This is a genomic window from Bacillus sp. 205(2023) (assembly GCF_037027485.1).
GTDB classification, from domain to species: domain Bacteria; phylum Bacillota; class Bacilli; order Bacillales; family Bacillaceae; genus Bacillus; species Bacillus halotolerans.
Map to the genome: position 1 here is coordinate 147694 of NZ_JAXCHF010000007.1, position 14632 is coordinate 162325.

A 14632-nucleotide genomic window follows, 5' to 3' on the forward strand; every position below is an offset into this window, starting at 1 on the left:
TTTAGGGAAATTCCTTTTTTTTCATTTTATAATAGATTATGATAAGATATAGAAAATGTCTTATTCCGAGGTCTTAATATGAAGTTAACAAATTATACAGATTATTCATTACGAGTTTTGATTTTTCTTGCTGCAGAACGTCCCGGAGAACTTTCAAATATAAAACAGATCGCCGAAACGTATTCTATTTCAAAAAATCATCTCATGAAAGTCATATACAGGCTCGGTCAGCTCGGATATGTAGAAACGATACGCGGACGGGGCGGCGGCATACGTTTAGGCATGGATCCTGAAGACATTAATATCGGAGAGGTCGTCAGAAAAACAGAAGACGATTTTAATATTGTTGAATGTTTTGATGCGAATAGAAATCTCTGCATTATTTCTCCAGTGTGCGGCTTAAAACACGTGCTTAATGAAGCGCTTATGGCCTATCTTGCCGTTTTAAACAAATATACGCTGCGAGACCTTGTCAAAAACAAAGAGGAAATTATGCAGCTTTTGAAAATGAAGGAATAGTTGATGATTCCTTCTTTTTTTATGCCCTTTTTCCTGCTTTCTGTTAAGATAATATGACTGATTTTTAAAAAAGGCAAAACGATGAGTTGAATCTGCCGATATAAAAAAGAAACAGCATATTCAAAATCATTGGGGGAAAAAGGAGAGCTCAGATGAAAAAGAAATTAGCAGCAGGGCTGACAGCATCCGCAATTGTCAGCACAACACTAGCGATTACACCCGCTGAAGCAGCAACGATTAAAGTCAAAAGCGGAGATTCCTTATGGAAGCTGGCGCAAACCTACAACACAAGTGTAGCGGCCATCACATCCGCCAATCATCTTTCGACTACCGTCCTGTCAATCGGCCAGACGCTTACCATCCCAGGCAGCAATTCCGGCACTTCATCATCTTCTTCAGGCTCAACAGCAAAGAAGAGCGGAAATTCTGTTTACACAGTGAAAAGCGGCGATTCACTATGGCTGATTGCCAATGAGTTTAAGATGTCGGTACAGGAACTGAAAAAGTTAAACGGATTGAGCAGCGACATGATTCGTGCAGGGCAAAAATTAAAAGTATCCGGAAAGGTTTCTTCAAATTCCAGTTCCGGCACTTCAAGCAGCTCTAAATCATCTAAATCGAGCTCAAGCTCTTCAGCTTCGACTGGCACTTACAAAGTGCAGCTAGGTGATTCGCTTTGGAAAATCGCGAACAAAGTCAATATGTCCATCGCTGAATTGAAGGTATTGAACAATTTAAAATCAGATACCATTTATGTGAATCAAGTGTTAAAAACAAAATCAGCGGGTTCTAATTCGTCATCCAAAGACAATTCATCCAAATCGAATCAATCAACGTCATCAACAACGAAGTACACCGTAAAAAGCGGAGACTCACTTTGGAAGATCGCAAACAAATATAACCTGACTGTACAGCAAATCCGAAACAGCAACAATCTGAAATCAGACGTTCTGTACGTCGGACAAGTGCTGAAGCTGACCGGCAAATCATCTTCCGGCACATCAACAACACCGTCTTCGTCAAATTCAAGCTCCGGCACAACGACGACTACATATACGGTGAAGAGCGGTGATTCCTTATGGGTGATCGCGCAAAAGTTCAATGTGACAGCCCAGCAGATTCGGGAGAAAAACAACTTGAAAAACGATGTCTTACAAATCGGCCAGAAGCTCACGATTACAGGCAAAGCTTCATCTTCAAATTCAAGTACCGGATCTTCAGGCAGCACGATCTCAACAAGCGCGAAGATTAACAAAATGATCGCGGCCGCTAAGGAGCAGCTTGGCGTTCCATATCGCTGGGGAGGAACGACACCGGCCGGATTTGACTGCAGCGGATTCATTTACTATGCGCTAAACAAAGTGACATCTGTGTCCAGATTAACGGCGGCCGGCTACTGGAACACCATGAAATCTGTCAGCCAGCCTGCAGTCGGAGACTTTGTCTTCTTTTCGACATACAAAGCCGGCCCTTCTCATGTCGGGATTTACCTCGGAAACGGGGAATTCATTAATGCCAACGACTCAGGGGTTGTCATTTCAAATATGAACAACTCATACTGGAAACAGCGCTACCTCGGAGCAAAGCGTTATTTCTAAAAACAAAACTGTATGGCCTTTGTCGGCTGTACAGTTTTGTTATTAAAGACGAAACACATTGATGCTGATCATATGTTTTGTCACAGGGTGAAAATAAACCTCCGCACGCACGGAAAATGTTTCATCATTCTGTTTGACGGTCACCCGAAAGACATCCTTTGTCTGCTGGTCATTCACCTCGGTCCGCCCCATATAGGCGTAATCGGAAAAAGAAGCCCCTTTATATTCATCTTGAATTTTACTCCAAGCGAGCTGTTCCCACTTTTGAACAGACTCGTTCATGTTTTCTGAATGCCCTTTTGCAGCCATCGATAAGATGATGAAACCGCAAAACAGAAGCGCAATGGCATACGGCAGAGATTTCATGTTTTCAGTCTCCTGTACCCAGATTATTTTCATCTTAGGTTTTCCAAAACCGCTTGCTTCATTCAGACATTTTCATTTTATGTCTCCCTCATATTGCTACCCCAGTTCTGACGCAGACGCCAAGTTTTGCCCCGTCAATAACAGCTGATGCGGCATAAACTAATCTTGAACTTCTCACACAGGAAAGGAGAAGCGATTGATATGGATTATGCTGATTACGACAAAGCATTGTATTACACCCATCGTTCCCAATGGGATAATTTATTAATTTTAATGGTGCGGACAGAGGATGATTTGTTATCAAAACGAATTGAGCATTTTTTGCATGCATACCATTTTGAACAGGATTATGCTGTATTAGAAAAGGTGCTGTATTCTCTTCTCCGCTATATTGACCATGCCACTGAGCTGACATATGAGGATCAATTAGCGCTTCTCACATAAAAAAACCCCCGGTGTTTAGACGCCGGGGGTTCCTGCATTTGCGAACATGTGCAATTCTTCCATCGGCTCTTTTATGCTGGCCGCCATGTGTTCCGTTACTGTTGCGTTTTCCACATCAATCGTTACCGGATCAAGCACAAGCTGCCTCGGAATAGCATTGGCATATAAACCCCGCATCACGGTTCTCATATTGTTCAGCGCATTGATTCCGCCTTTTCCGCCGCCTGCTGCTGCCAAAAGAGCTACTGGCTTATATTTAAATTGTTCGCTGCTTAAAAAATCCAGTGCATTTTTTAAAGCGCCGCTCATGCCGCTGTGATATTCAGGAGATAGTAATACAATCGCATCCGCTTTGCTGACGCGCTGTTTCAGCTCTTGTACCCGCATAGCGCGGCCTGTTCGGCTTCACCGTTAAATAACGGCAATATAAATTCGCTCAAATCAATCAAATCCGTTTGATATACAGATGAAATATAGGCTGCCGCAATTCTTGTCCTGCCATGTGTTCTCGGCGAGCCGCTAATCACTAATATGTTCACTTTGTGGTCTCTCCATTCAGGTTGTATTTCACTGCAAAAAGCGCTGCTTGTGTGCGGTCCGCCAGCTCAAGCTTTGCTAAAAGATTAGACACATGGGTTTTTACTGTTTTTTCTGAAATAAACAACGATGCTGCGATTTCTTTATTGCTTTTTCCGCAAGCAATTTCGTTTAGCACATCTCTTTCCCGCCGGGTTAATTGATAAAATTTTTCTTTTTCCGGTTCATTCTGTTTTTTCATATGTGTCAGGACATGGGGCATAATAGCTGAAGACAGCATATATTCGCCTGAATCAACCTGTCTCAGTGTTTTCACCAATTCCTCCGGCTCTGTATCCTTTAGCTGATACGCCTTCGCTCCTGCCTGAAGCGCAGGGATTACATGCTCCTGATCAGAGTAGCTCGTCAGCACGATGATATGGACTCCGGGAAATTGCTGTACTGCTTTTTTTGTTGCCGCTATTCCATCCATATCCGGCATCGACAGATCCATCAGCACGAGATCTGGCTTTGTTTCTTCGATGACACGGAGGGCCTCAATTCCGGTTGCCGCTTCTCCGACAACTTCAATGTCGTCCTTGGTGGCAAAGAAAAAACGAAGCCCCTTCCGGACAACATGGTGATCATCCGCTATTACAATTCTCATCTCACTGTCCTTCCTTTCTGGTTGGTAAGCGGAATCCTGACAGACAGCTTCGTGCCAGCTCCAAGCTCTGACTCAATGAAAAATTCCGCGCCGGCTTTTTCTGCCCGCTCTTTCATACCTTTGATGCCAAGTGAAGGCAGGCCGTCGTGCGCTTCATAACGAAATCCTGCCCCATGATCGATAATATCCAGTTCTGCATAGGACGAAGAAGCAGCAATTCTGACATACGCCGTATCAGTCCCGGCATGCTTTTTGCAATTATTGAGGGCTTCCTGCACGACACGCCACAGCATATGCTCCTCTTCATCACGAAGGTCCGGACATCCTTTTTGTGTAAAGACGACATTCAATCCGATCAGAGTGCCGTAGCTTTTAATGGCTTCAGCCAGCCCTTTTTCCAGTCCTCCGGGACGAAGCTGCCAGATTAAGGACTTCATTTCAGCCAGCGCGTCCTGCGTTAACGTTTGAATAAAATCAATCATCTGCTGCAGGGTCTCTTCTTGTGTTAATGTCTTTGCCGCTTTTGCTGTTAAACTGACGGAAAACAGCATCTGGTTGACTGAATCATGCAGCTCCTGAGCGAGACGGTTCCGCTCCATTAAAAGAGCGTTTTTTTGTTTGTATTCAGCAAGCCTCATCCGCTGTATCGCTGTTCCGATCTGAAAAGCAACCGCCTCCAGCAAATGAAGCTCCTCCTCATCAAAAAGTGTCTTTCCGGCCGCCGCCACATTTAATAAACCAAACCGTCTGTCTCCATCTTCTAAGGGAACGGTTGCATGATGCGTAATCCCTTCTGTGTCAAAACAATGCAGCTCTTCAGCTGATTCTATGCGTTTACAGTTCATAATATTGGCTGCTTTTCTAAGTCCGCCGTTATTGAATTTCGTCAGGCAATAGCACTCCCCTTCACACATCAGCACTTTTTCCCTGCGGCTTAAAGCAGGCGGCAGGTATGCGTCTGCCGCTAATGTATAGGAACCGTCCTCTTCAATGAGAAAGATCCATCCAGACTGAAGATTCGTTAAGCTCAGCAATTCTTTTAAAACTTCATTCAGCGTTGCTTTGACATCGTGTCCTTGATTCAAAGTCTCGGCAATGGTTTTCAGCGTTCTTAATTTTTCCACCCTCGGTTTGGTCACGTCTCTCACTCCGGCTATGGTTATTATCTAAGATTATACCAGTTTTTTGAATATTGTTACTTCACATGAAGGATGATTTTCTTTCAGACTTTTGGATGAGAAATAGAAAAAAGCTGGATCACATTGCGTGATCCAGCTTTTATAGAATTACTTTGCTGTTGCTTCGACAATTTCGTCAACTGTCTTCATGACATCGTCAGAAAGTGCGGCCAGACGCTGTTCACTGTCTTGGAGGGATGTTCCTTTTACGGCGAAATAAAATTTGACCTTCGGCTCAGTACCAGAAGGACGGAGGCAGAACCAAGATCCGTCTTCCAAGAAATATTTCAATACATTTGATTTTGGCAGGTCGATGGCTTCTTCTTTATTTTCCGTCAAAACCATCCGTTTGCTTACAGCGTAATCCTCTGCTGAGACAACCTGTTTACCGGCCATTGTTTGCGGAGGATTTTGTCTGAAGGAAGCAAGAATCGCTTCAATCTGCTCCGCTCCCTGTTTTCCCTTCAGCGTCAGTGATTTCAGTCCTTCACGGTAAAAACCATATTCTTTGAAGATATTCATTAACGCTTCGTATAAAGACGTTCCTTGTTTCTTATAGAACGCGCAAACCTCAACTGCCAAAAGTGCGGCCTGAATGGCATCCTTGTCGCGGGCGAAATCTCCGATTAAATAACCATAGCTTTCTTCATATCCGAATTGGAAAGTGTACTGGCCTGAGGCTTCGTATTCTTTAATCTTTTCACCGATAAACTTAAAGCCCGTCAGTGTATCAATCGTATCGAGTCCGAATGAAGATGCGACATCGCGGCCGATTTCACTTGTTACGATTGTTTTGAGAACGACGCCATTCTCAGGCAGGATTCCTTGTTTTTTCTTTTCAGAAAGCAAATAATGAAGCAGCAACGCACCGGTTTGGTTTCCTGTCAGCACTGTATATTTGCCTTCATCATTTTTCACCGCAATGCCAAGGCGGTCCGCATCCGGATCTGTTGCAATAAGAATATCGGCATTTTGCTCTTCGCCGAGCTTAATAGCGTATTCAAATGCAGCATGCTCTTCCGGGTTCGGAGATGTTACAGTTGAAAAGTCCGGATCTGGCCGTTCCTGTTCCTTTACGACCGTGACATTTTGATAGCCGAGGGCTTCGAGCCCGCGTCTGACCGGTTTGTTTGCGGTTCCATGCAGCGGAGTGAAAACCACTTTCACATCCACTTCTCCAGATAACTCAGGGTGAACGGAAATAGATGTTAGTTTTTCAGTATAGACCTTATCAATCTCTTCACCGATGATCTGTATTAAGCCTTTTTCTTTTAACACTTCTTCATCATCGACCGTGATTGTCAGTTCATTTTCGATGGCGTTTACCTGCTCAATGACGATGTCTGCTTCACGCGGAGGCAGCTGGCCGCCGTCATCACCGTACACTTTGTACCCATTATATTCAGGCGGGTTATGGCTAGCCGTCACAACAATTCCTCCGTAAGCGTTCAGTTGTCTGACAGCGAATGACAGCTCCGGCGTCGGGCGAAGCTCATCAAATACGTACGTTTGGATGCCTTGTGTAGCAAGCGTTTTTGCCGCTTCCATCGCAAACTCCGGTGACTTATGGCGGGAATCATACGCAATGACAACGCCCCGTTTTTTCGCTTCCTCACCCTGCTGCAAGATGTATGCCGCGAATCCCGCTGATGCCTTGCGCACCGTGTAAGTATTCATACGATTCGTACCGGCGCCAATTTCTCCGCGCATACCCCCAGTTCCGAATTCAAGGTTTTTATAGAAGCAGTCTTCAAGAGCCTGATCATTCCCCTCTAATTCAGTGAGGAGCTTTTTTAATTCAGGATCTAAATTTTCTGTCTGTTTCCAGCGTTCATAGCTCTTTCTCCAAGTCATAATTCGTCCTCCTATGTATCAGCCATATGCCATTATTTTAATATGAAGAGAGCGTCTCTGTCACTTGATATCTTGAGATCTGATGCTTTCTGGCTCATAAAAGAAAAAACGGGCTGCAGACAGCCCGTTTTTTTTATTGTTCGACCGGTACAACCGCATCGTGTAATAGCTTGTTAAGGTTTTCTGTATGTTTGTTTTGCGTCTGCTCATCCCACTGGAATCGCTCGCTCATAAAATCAATAACGGCATCTTTATATGTTTTTACCCAATTGATATCAAAAAATAAACGTCCCGTTCTGCGGACAAAGAAGTCAGCAGGCGTTGCAGTCAATTCTTCTTCAATGCTGTATTCTGCCTCGGCAAGGATATGAACCGGGATATTTCGCTTCGCAGCCTCGTCTTTCAGTGCCTCGACCCGATTAAAGACTCGCTCTACGTTGGAGCCGTATCTGATAGCCAGCTGTTTCGCATCCTTTTCTGATAAGCCGGCCGCAATGCCTTCTTTCGTTTTCGCCGTCACGAAGGATGCAAGGTTTTTAGAACCGCCGACGTGCCCGCCTGAAATCGGCATGTTTTTCGTTTTGCATGGGCCGAAATCCTTTTCGCCTTCCTCTTTTAATCGATCACGAACAAGATCGACAATGTGCTCCGCCATTTTTCTGTACCCGGTCAGCTTACCGCCGGCAATAGTGATCAAGCCTGAATCTGACGTCCAAATTTCATCTTTGCGTGAAATCTCGGAAGGGTCCTTTCCTTCTTCATGAATGAGCGGACGCAGGCCAGCCCAGCTTGATTCGATATCATCCGCTTTAATATTCAGTTCCGGGAACATGTAATTGATTGAATTGATGACGTAATCGCGATCCTCAGTTGTCATGCGCGGATGCTCCAGGGCCTCTTTGTAAACGGTATCGGTTGTGCCCACATATGTTTTGCCTTCGCGAGGAATAGCAAACACCATCCGGCCGTCCGGTGTATCGAAATATACCGCTTGTTTCAAAGGAAAGACAGATTGGTCAAATACAAGGTGAATACCTTTTGTATGCTGAAGGTGCTTTCCGTTTTTAGAATGGTCTTTTTCTCTGAGCTGGTCTACCCAAGGGCCTGTCGCATTGACGATTTTTTTCGCGTATACTTTATATTCTTTTTTCGTCAAAACATCTTCAATTAATACACCGACTGCTTTGCCTTTTTCATAAAGGAGTTCTTTTACTTTGGAATAATTCACAGGCTCTGCCCCGAATTTGACCGCTTCCTTCATGACTTCGATTGTCAGTCTCGCATCGTCAGTGCGGTATTCAACATAGTAGCCGCCGCCTTTTAAACCGTCTTTTTTCACCAAAGGCTCTTTTTGCAGCGTTTCTTTTGCTGAAAGCATGCTTCTGCGTTCTGATTTTTTTACGCCGGCTAAGAAGTCATAAACTCTTAAACCGATAGAGGTTGTGAATGAACCGAATGTGCCGCCTTTATGAAACGGAAGCAGCATCCATTCCGGTGTGGTAACGTGCGGGCCGTTTTCATAGACAATCGCCCGCTCTTTCCCTACCTCAGCGACCATTTTCACTTCAAATTGTTTTAAATAGCGCAATCCGCCATGAACCAATTTTGTTGATCTGCTTGATGTTCCAGCCGCGAAATCCTGCATTTCGCTGAGTGCGACCTTCATGCCCCTTGATGCCGCGTCAAGAGCTGTACCTGCTCCTGTAATTCCTCCTCCGATAATAAATAGATCATATGTTTTTTTCGTCATGTCTGTCAGCATGCGATCCCGCTCAAGACTTGAAAATTGATTTTTCATTATTACGTTTCCTCCTTGTTGTCACGGTAAATAGAAAAAGAGACCACAACAGCCAAAGTGCATGATCACACTTTGGTGCTGTGGTCTCTCCTCATCTCAGGACCGTTCTTATTAACTTGTAACCATTATAACATACTCTTATTTTATTTAAAAGCCATAGCTGCTTTAACGGCTTTTTGCCAGCCTGTATACAGCTCATTTCGTTTTTCTTCTTCCAATTTAGGTTCAAAACGCTTATCCAGATTCCACTGGTTAATAATTTCAGAACGATCCTTCCAGAATCCCACAGCGATACCTGCCAAATATGCCGCGCCAAGCGCAGTTGTTTCATTGATTTCCGGTCGTTCCACAGGCACATCCAAAATATCCCCTTGAAACTGCATCAAAAAGTTATTTTTAACAGCGCCGCCATCCACACGAAGCGTTTTCAATGAAATGTTAGAATCCGCTTCCATTGCATCAAGCACATCTTTCGTCTGATAAGCCAATGACTCCAGCGTGGCACGGATAAAATGTTCTTTTGTTGTGCCTCTAGTCAGGCCGAAAACTGAACCGCGCACATCGCTGTCCCAGTAAGGCGTTCCCAAGCCGACAAAGGCCGGAACGACATATACGCCGTCAGTTGAATCAACTTTCTCCGCGTATGATTCACTAAGCGAAGAGTCCTGGAACATTCTCATTCCGTCTCTTAGCCATTGGATGGCTGAGCCTGCGACAAAAATACTTCCTTCTAAAGCATATTCAACTTTACCGTCAATGCCCCAGGCGATTGTAGTCAGCAGCCCGTGTTCCGACTTAATTGCTTTTTCCCCTGTATTCATCAGCATGAAACATCCTGTGCCGTATGTGTTTTTCCCCATGCCTGCTTCAAAGCACGCCTGGCCGAACAGCGCGGACTGCTGGTCGCCTGCCGCTCCAGCAATCGGAATATTTTTTCCGAAGAAGTGATAATCAACTGTCTCCGCATACACATGAGAGGACGGTTTCACTTCAGGGAGCATTGATTTCGGAATGCCTAAAATTTCAAGCAGCTCATCGTCCCATTTCAAATCGTAAATATTAAACATCAGCGTTCTTGAAGCGTTGGAATAATCCGTTACGTGCGCTTTTCCGCCTGACATTTTCCAAATGAGCCATGTGTCAATCGTTCCAAACAGCAGCTCGCCTTTTTCCGCTTTTTCTCTTGCGCCTTCTACATTGTCTAAAATCCATTTCACCTTCGTGCCAGAAAAATATGGATCTATCAAAAGGCCTGTTTTCTCTCTGAATGTATCATTATATCCTTTTTCACGAAGCTCCTCGCAGATTCCAGACGTCTGTCGTGACTGCCAAACGATCGCATTATACACAGGCTTTCCTGTATCCTTATCCCAAACAACCGCTGTTTCCCTTTGGTTGGTAATGCCGATTCCGGCAATTTGAGAAGCGCTGATTCCCGATTCAGAAATGACTGATGCGATAACAGCAAGGACAGATCCCCAAATTTCATTTGCATTATGCTCAACCCACCCTGGATGCGGGAAGTATTGTGTAAATTCCTTTTGAGCGGAGTGAACGATTTTGCCTTCTTTATTAAACAGAATCGCTCTTGAACTTGTTGTCCCTTGATCTAAGGATAAAATGTAAGTTTCCATAAGATGTCTCCCCTTTGCTTAAATATATTTTGAATTTGATAGTGTTTTAGCTGCATGTTTTTTCGTATAGCCATAGAGTCCTAACAATACCACAACCAATACAACGCTTACAATCCAGAAACTGCTTGTAATCTGCCCCTGAAACGCGGCGCTGTAAAATACACCGCCGAATGATCCGCCCAAAATCGGGCCGGCAACAGGAACCCATGCGTACTTCCAGTTTGATGAGCCTTTCCCCGGAATCGGCAGAAGTGCGTGGGCAATCCGCGGGCCTAAGTCGCGGGCGGGATTAATTGCATATCCCGTGGTTCCTCCAAGAGAAATACCGATAGCAACGATGAGAAAACCGACGATTAAAGGGTTAAGTCCCTCTGTAAACTCATTTGCCCCAATCGCCAAAATTCCAAGCACAAGGACAAATGTCCCAATAACCTCACTTAAAACGTTTGCAAACGTATGCGGAATGCTGGGTCCGGTTGAAAAAACACCCAGCTTAGCAGCGGGATCATCGGTAGACTTCCAATGCGGCAGGTAATGAAGGTAAACAATCACCGCACCGATCATTGCACCGATCATTTGCGCCGCAATGTAAACCGGAACCTCTTTCCACGGAAAATCACCAACAAAAGCAAATGCTATCGTTAACGCGGGATTGAGATGGGCGCCGCTGATGCCGCCGACCGCATAAGCGGCCATTGCCACACCTAATCCCCATCCAAATACAACAACAATCCAGCCAGATTGATATGAAAGCGATTTCTTCAAATTGACTCCTGCACAAACACCTGCGCCAAAAATAACAAGCAGCATCGTACCGATTAGTTCTCCCCAAAATGCTGTCATAGATAATTCCTCCTAAGGTTGCGATTAAGAAGTATGATAGAGAATAAAAAAACCACAACAAACCGCTTTACGGGTGCATAACCTTTACCGTAAAGAGCTGCTGTGGGTCTCCGGATTCTCCATCACATTGTATTAACCTAGTGCAATTGTATCAGTGGATGAAAGCGGTGTCAATCACTTTCTGTCAAAAAGTTTTCATATTTTTTCCATAATTTGGTGTTGGATGTGGTGACAGCAACGGCACCAGCTTTCAGTGCCTGTTCTACATCTTGTTCTGTGCGGATAAAACCTCCCGCAAAGATAGGGATACCTGTTTTCTCTTTAATTTCCTGAATAAGTGACGGCACGATGCCCGGCAGCACTTCAATGAAGTCAGGCTTATGCTTGCCGACAAACTCCATGCTTTTTTCCATTGCGCTTGTATCAAGCAGAAATAAACGCTGGATCGCATAGATTTTCTTTTGCTTCGCTTTTGCAATCACGTTTGATCTTGTTGAGATAATCCCCGCTGGCTTGATATCCTGGCAGATAAATTCCGCTCCGTATTCATCATGTTTGATCCCTTGAATTAAATCGACATGCACCATCATCTTCTTCCCGTGCTTTTGCGCCTCTCTGATCACGCCCTTTAATTGTCCGAGATGAATATCAAGTATCACGCCGTACGAAAACGAGCTGTTTAAAAACTCATCAAATTGCTTCATATTGCGAATAGCCGGTAAAATAGGCTGGTTGTGAAAACTCATAGTGTGCTCCTTTAACAAATCACTTTTGTATCAAATTGTCAGTATGCTTTCCTTCACCGTTTTTACGATAAATGCAAGGTCCTCTTCTGTCAGACAAAATGGCGGGGCGAGCTGAATGACATTGTTATATCCGGCGACTGTATCACCGTTTTTGCCGATGATCAGCCCTTTCTCTTTGCATGCCGCAACCACTTGGTTCACTTGGTCAGCGCCAGCCGGCTCTTTAGTCAGCTTATCTTTGACAAGTTCGATTCCGACCAGCAGCCCTTTTCCCCTTACATCCCCTACTGCAGGGTGTTCTCTCAACGACTGAAGCTCACCTAAAAGCTTTGCCCCGAGATCGCGGGATCGCTGAATCAGCTGTTCATCCTCCATAATTTGCAGGTTTTTCAAAGCTAATGCGCAGGCTGCCGGGCTGCCGCCGAATGTGTTGACGTGGCGGAAACGGTCATAAGGAGCTTCTCCTTGGTATGCTTCAAAAATCTCCCGTTTAACCGCGGTCGCTGACAATGGCAGATACGCGCTTGTAATCCCTTTCGCCATTGTAATGATATCGGGCTTTACGCCGTAGTGCATAAATCCGAACGGCTCGCCAGTCCGCCCAAATCCGCAGATGACTTCGTCACAAATCAGAAGGGCGCCGTGGCGGCGGCAGATTTCCTCCACTTTCTTCATATATCCGTCCGGCGGCATTAAAATGCCTCCGCCAGTAATAATGGGCTCCATAATGACACCGGCAATCGTTTCGCTTAATTCCCATGTCATGATGCGGTCAATTTCATTTGCGCTCTCTAGCGTATCGGCGTCTTCAGGATTTCGGTAGACATCAGGCGGGGCGGCGTGCAGGAATCCTTGGCTTAACGGTTCATATTTATATTTCCGCTGTGCCTGGCCGGTGGCAGAGAGCGCTCCCAACGTATTGCCGTGATAGGATCTATATCTAGAGATGAATTTATAACGGCTGTGGTCGCCGTTTTCCAGATGGTATTGGCGAGCGATCTTAAAAGCGGTTTCATTTGCTTCCGATCCGCTGTTGGAAAAGAAAATCACATAATCGCCGCCAAGCCACTCATTCAGCTTTTCCGCCAAGTGAATCGCAGGTGCGTGACTTTGCGTTAACGGGTAATACGGCAGTTCCTTTAATTGTTCATAGGCAGCCTCCGCAAGCTCTTTTCTGCCGTAACCAATATTAACGCACCACAAACCGGACATCGCATCAAGATAGCGGCGTCCGTCTATATCAGTCACCCAGGCTCCTTCCGCCTTTTGGGCAATCAGACTGTCCGCTTGATGCGCTCCCTTCATAGCATGCCACACGAATTGCTCATCCTTTTGCTTTAATCCCTGATTTTGCTGAATGTTTTCCATCCCCATCATCTCCATTTCATTAGCGTTCAATAAATAAATTGAAACAGACCTTCTCTTATGTGATGTCTAGGTGATGATTTCCCTGACTTCAATATAAAGCCAGACGACAAAGGAGTCAATCAACCGCCGGGTAATTAAAACATCCTCTTTCATCAAGAAGAAAGAGGATGCAGCATCCAAAGCAGGACCGGCAAAGTGACTATGCTCAGCATTGTGCTGATAAAAGTGGCACTGGAAACGACTTCGGGCCTTGTATTAAACTGAACGGCCATTAAGGTCGTATTGGCAGCGGTCGGCATGGCCGCTACGAGGATCATAATTTGCTTCGTCATGTCATCCACAGGCAAAATCAATGTGAAGGCCAGCGCAATTAACGGTGATACCATCAGCTTCAGCAGCAGAGAATAAGAAATTTTTCTGTATTCAATATTCCTGAAAGAGATCAGCGCAAGCTGCATGCCAAGAATAATCATGATCGTCGGAATCGTCGCATTTCCGACCAGTTCAATGCCTGTCATTAACTCTTTAGGGATTGAAATATGCATAAGCTGAAGTATTGCGCCTAAAAGTGCTCCGTACGCCACAGGCATACGGATAACCCGAGTCATCACCGTTTTAAATCCGCCTTCCTCCGAACCGCCCTTTGCAGCGTAATACATGCCGATAGTACTCATAATTAACTGCTGCAGCACCATTAACACAACAGCCGTATCCAGCCCCGCCGTCCCAAACACAAGCAGTACGACAGGCGTGCCGTAATTGCCGTTATTCATAAAGGCTGATGAGAGAATCATGGCACAGCGATCTTGGTTCGGATACCTATGAAAAAAGGATAAAAAGGAGACCAACAGCACAAGAACCAGGCATAGACCCAGCACAAAAATAGACAGATACACATAGTCCATCGTCAGCTCGTTTGAATAAAACGTATCAAAAGCCAAAAAAGGAGACATTAAATATAAGGACATTTTGGACAATGTCTGAATATCAAAACCGAGTGTTTTTTGTCCGATATAACCAATTGCGAAGATTCCGAAAACGGGAACTAAAACAAGCAGAAACTCCATAAGGCACCTTCTTTTCCGATGTACACACATTTAT

At 44.9% G+C, this 14632-nt stretch carries 13 protein-coding genes and 1 pseudogene; 3 read left to right on the forward strand and 11 right to left on the reverse strand.

Annotation, left to right across the window (positions count from 1 at the left end; all coding sequences use genetic code 11):
* Window positions 1–78 precede the first annotated feature (78 nt).
* A complete protein-coding gene (gene nsrR / locus WA325_RS16765; protein WP_010333538.1) occupies window positions 79–519 on the forward strand; it encodes a nitric oxide-sensing transcriptional repressor NsrR in 441 nt (146 codons plus the stop codon).
* 152 nt (window positions 520–671) lie between these two features.
* Window positions 672–2117, forward strand: coding sequence for a C40 family peptidase (locus WA325_RS16770; protein ID WP_336183968.1), 1446 nt, complete (start codon window positions 672–674; stop codon window positions 2115–2117).
* Window positions 2118–2159: 42 nt separating this feature from the next.
* On the opposite strand, the gene WA325_RS16775 is transcribed toward WA325_RS16770, so the two are convergent.
* Window positions 2160–2483: a YqzG/YhdC family protein gene (locus WA325_RS16775; protein ID WP_024120720.1), complete on the reverse strand. Its 324-nt coding sequence runs from the start codon at window positions 2481–2483 to the stop codon at window positions 2160–2162.
* Between the two features lie 201 nt (window positions 2484–2684).
* Here WA325_RS16775 and WA325_RS16780 point away from each other — a divergent pair, with 201 nt between their 5' ends.
* Entirely contained in the window at window positions 2685–2927 is a 243-nt protein-coding gene (locus tag WA325_RS16780; protein ID WP_024120719.1) for a YhdB family protein, read from the forward strand.
* Window positions 2928–2942: 15 nt separating this feature from the next.
* On the opposite strand, the pseudogene WA325_RS16785 reads toward WA325_RS16780, so the two are convergent.
* The 10 genes and pseudogenes from WA325_RS16785 to WA325_RS16830 form a co-directional block, all read right to left on the reverse strand.
* Window positions 2943–3466: pseudogene (locus tag WA325_RS16785) on the reverse strand (NADPH-dependent FMN reductase).
* A complete protein-coding gene (locus WA325_RS16790) occupies window positions 3463–4110 on the reverse strand; it encodes a response regulator transcription factor (protein WP_336183969.1) in 648 nt (215 codons plus the stop codon). Before WA325_RS16790 ends, WA325_RS16785 begins: the two are co-directional and overlap by 4 nt.
* Window positions 4107–5249, reverse strand: coding sequence for a GAF domain-containing sensor histidine kinase (locus WA325_RS16795; protein ID WP_305935114.1), 1143 nt, complete (start codon window positions 5247–5249; stop codon window positions 4107–4109). Before WA325_RS16795 ends, WA325_RS16790 begins: the two co-directional genes overlap by 4 nt.
* A gap of 147 nt (window positions 5250–5396) precedes the next feature.
* Window positions 5397–7142: a phospho-sugar mutase gene (locus tag WA325_RS16800; protein WP_336183970.1), complete on the reverse strand. Its 1746-nt coding sequence runs from the start codon at window positions 7140–7142 to the stop codon at window positions 5397–5399.
* Between the two features lie 133 nt (window positions 7143–7275).
* The gene (glpD, locus tag WA325_RS16805; protein WP_101860906.1) at window positions 7276–8943 is read right to left on the reverse strand and encodes a glycerol-3-phosphate dehydrogenase; all 1668 of its coding nucleotides are present in this window, start codon (window positions 8941–8943) and stop codon (window positions 7276–7278) included.
* 140 nt (window positions 8944–9083) lie between these two features.
* Complete coding sequence (gene glpK, locus WA325_RS16810; RefSeq protein WP_105990479.1) at window positions 9084–10574, reverse strand: glycerol kinase GlpK; 1491 nt, start codon at window positions 10572–10574, stop codon at window positions 9084–9086.
* 18 nt (window positions 10575–10592) lie between these two features.
* Window positions 10593–11417: a glycerol uptake facilitator protein GlpF gene (gene glpF, locus WA325_RS16815; protein WP_095713748.1), complete on the reverse strand. Its 825-nt coding sequence runs from the start codon at window positions 11415–11417 to the stop codon at window positions 10593–10595.
* A 170-nt stretch (window positions 11418–11587) separates the two neighbouring features.
* Window positions 11588–12163: a glycerol uptake operon antiterminator GlpP gene (gene glpP, locus WA325_RS16820; protein ID WP_029441192.1), complete on the reverse strand. Its 576-nt coding sequence runs from the start codon at window positions 12161–12163 to the stop codon at window positions 11588–11590.
* A gap of 30 nt (window positions 12164–12193) precedes the next feature.
* Window positions 12194–13546 carry an aspartate aminotransferase family protein gene (locus WA325_RS16825; protein WP_248338476.1) on the reverse strand — a complete coding sequence of 451 codons (1353 nt, stop codon included), beginning with the start codon at window positions 13544–13546 and terminating at the stop codon, window positions 12194–12196.
* 137 nt (window positions 13547–13683) lie between these two features.
* The gene (locus WA325_RS16830) at window positions 13684–14598 is read right to left on the reverse strand and encodes an AEC family transporter (RefSeq protein WP_105955267.1); all 915 of its coding nucleotides are present in this window, start codon (window positions 14596–14598) and stop codon (window positions 13684–13686) included.
* Window positions 14599–14632: the final 34 nt, after the last annotated feature.

Excerpts from the sequence above, each read along its gene's own strand:
- WA325_RS16800 (WP_336183970.1), bottom strand. The coding sequence starts at position 7,142 with ATGACTTGGAGAAAGAGCTATGAACGCTGGAAACAGACAGAAAATTTA.
- glpF (WP_095713748.1), bottom strand. The coding sequence starts at position 11,417 with ATGACAGCATTTTGGGGAGAACTAATCGGTACGATGCTGCTTGTTATT.
- glpK (WP_105990479.1), bottom strand. The coding sequence starts at position 10,574 with ATGGAAACTTACATTTTATCCTTAGATCAAGGGACAACAAGTTCAAGA.
- WA325_RS16830 (WP_105955267.1), bottom strand. The coding sequence starts at position 14,598 with ATGGAGTTTCTGCTTGTTTTAGTTCCCGTTTTCGGAATCTTCGCAATT.
- WA325_RS16775 (WP_024120720.1), bottom strand. The coding sequence starts at position 2,483 with ATGAAATCTCTGCCGTATGCCATTGCGCTTCTGTTTTGCGGTTTCATC.
- WA325_RS16790 (WP_336183969.1), bottom strand. The coding sequence starts at position 4,110 with ATGAGAATTGTAATAGCGGATGATCACCATGTTGTCCGGAAGGGGCTT.
- WA325_RS16825 (WP_248338476.1), bottom strand. The coding sequence starts at position 13,546 with ATGGAGATGATGGGGATGGAAAACATTCAGCAAAATCAGGGATTAAAG.
- WA325_RS16770 (WP_336183968.1), top strand. The coding sequence starts at position 672 with ATGAAAAAGAAATTAGCAGCAGGGCTGACAGCATCCGCAATTGTCAGC.
- WA325_RS16780 (WP_024120719.1), top strand. The coding sequence starts at position 2,685 with ATGGATTATGCTGATTACGACAAAGCATTGTATTACACCCATCGTTCC.
- nsrR (WP_010333538.1), top strand. The coding sequence starts at position 79 with ATGAAGTTAACAAATTATACAGATTATTCATTACGAGTTTTGATTTTT.
- glpP (WP_029441192.1), bottom strand. The coding sequence starts at position 12,163 with ATGAGTTTTCACAACCAGCCTATTTTACCGGCTATTCGCAATATGAAG.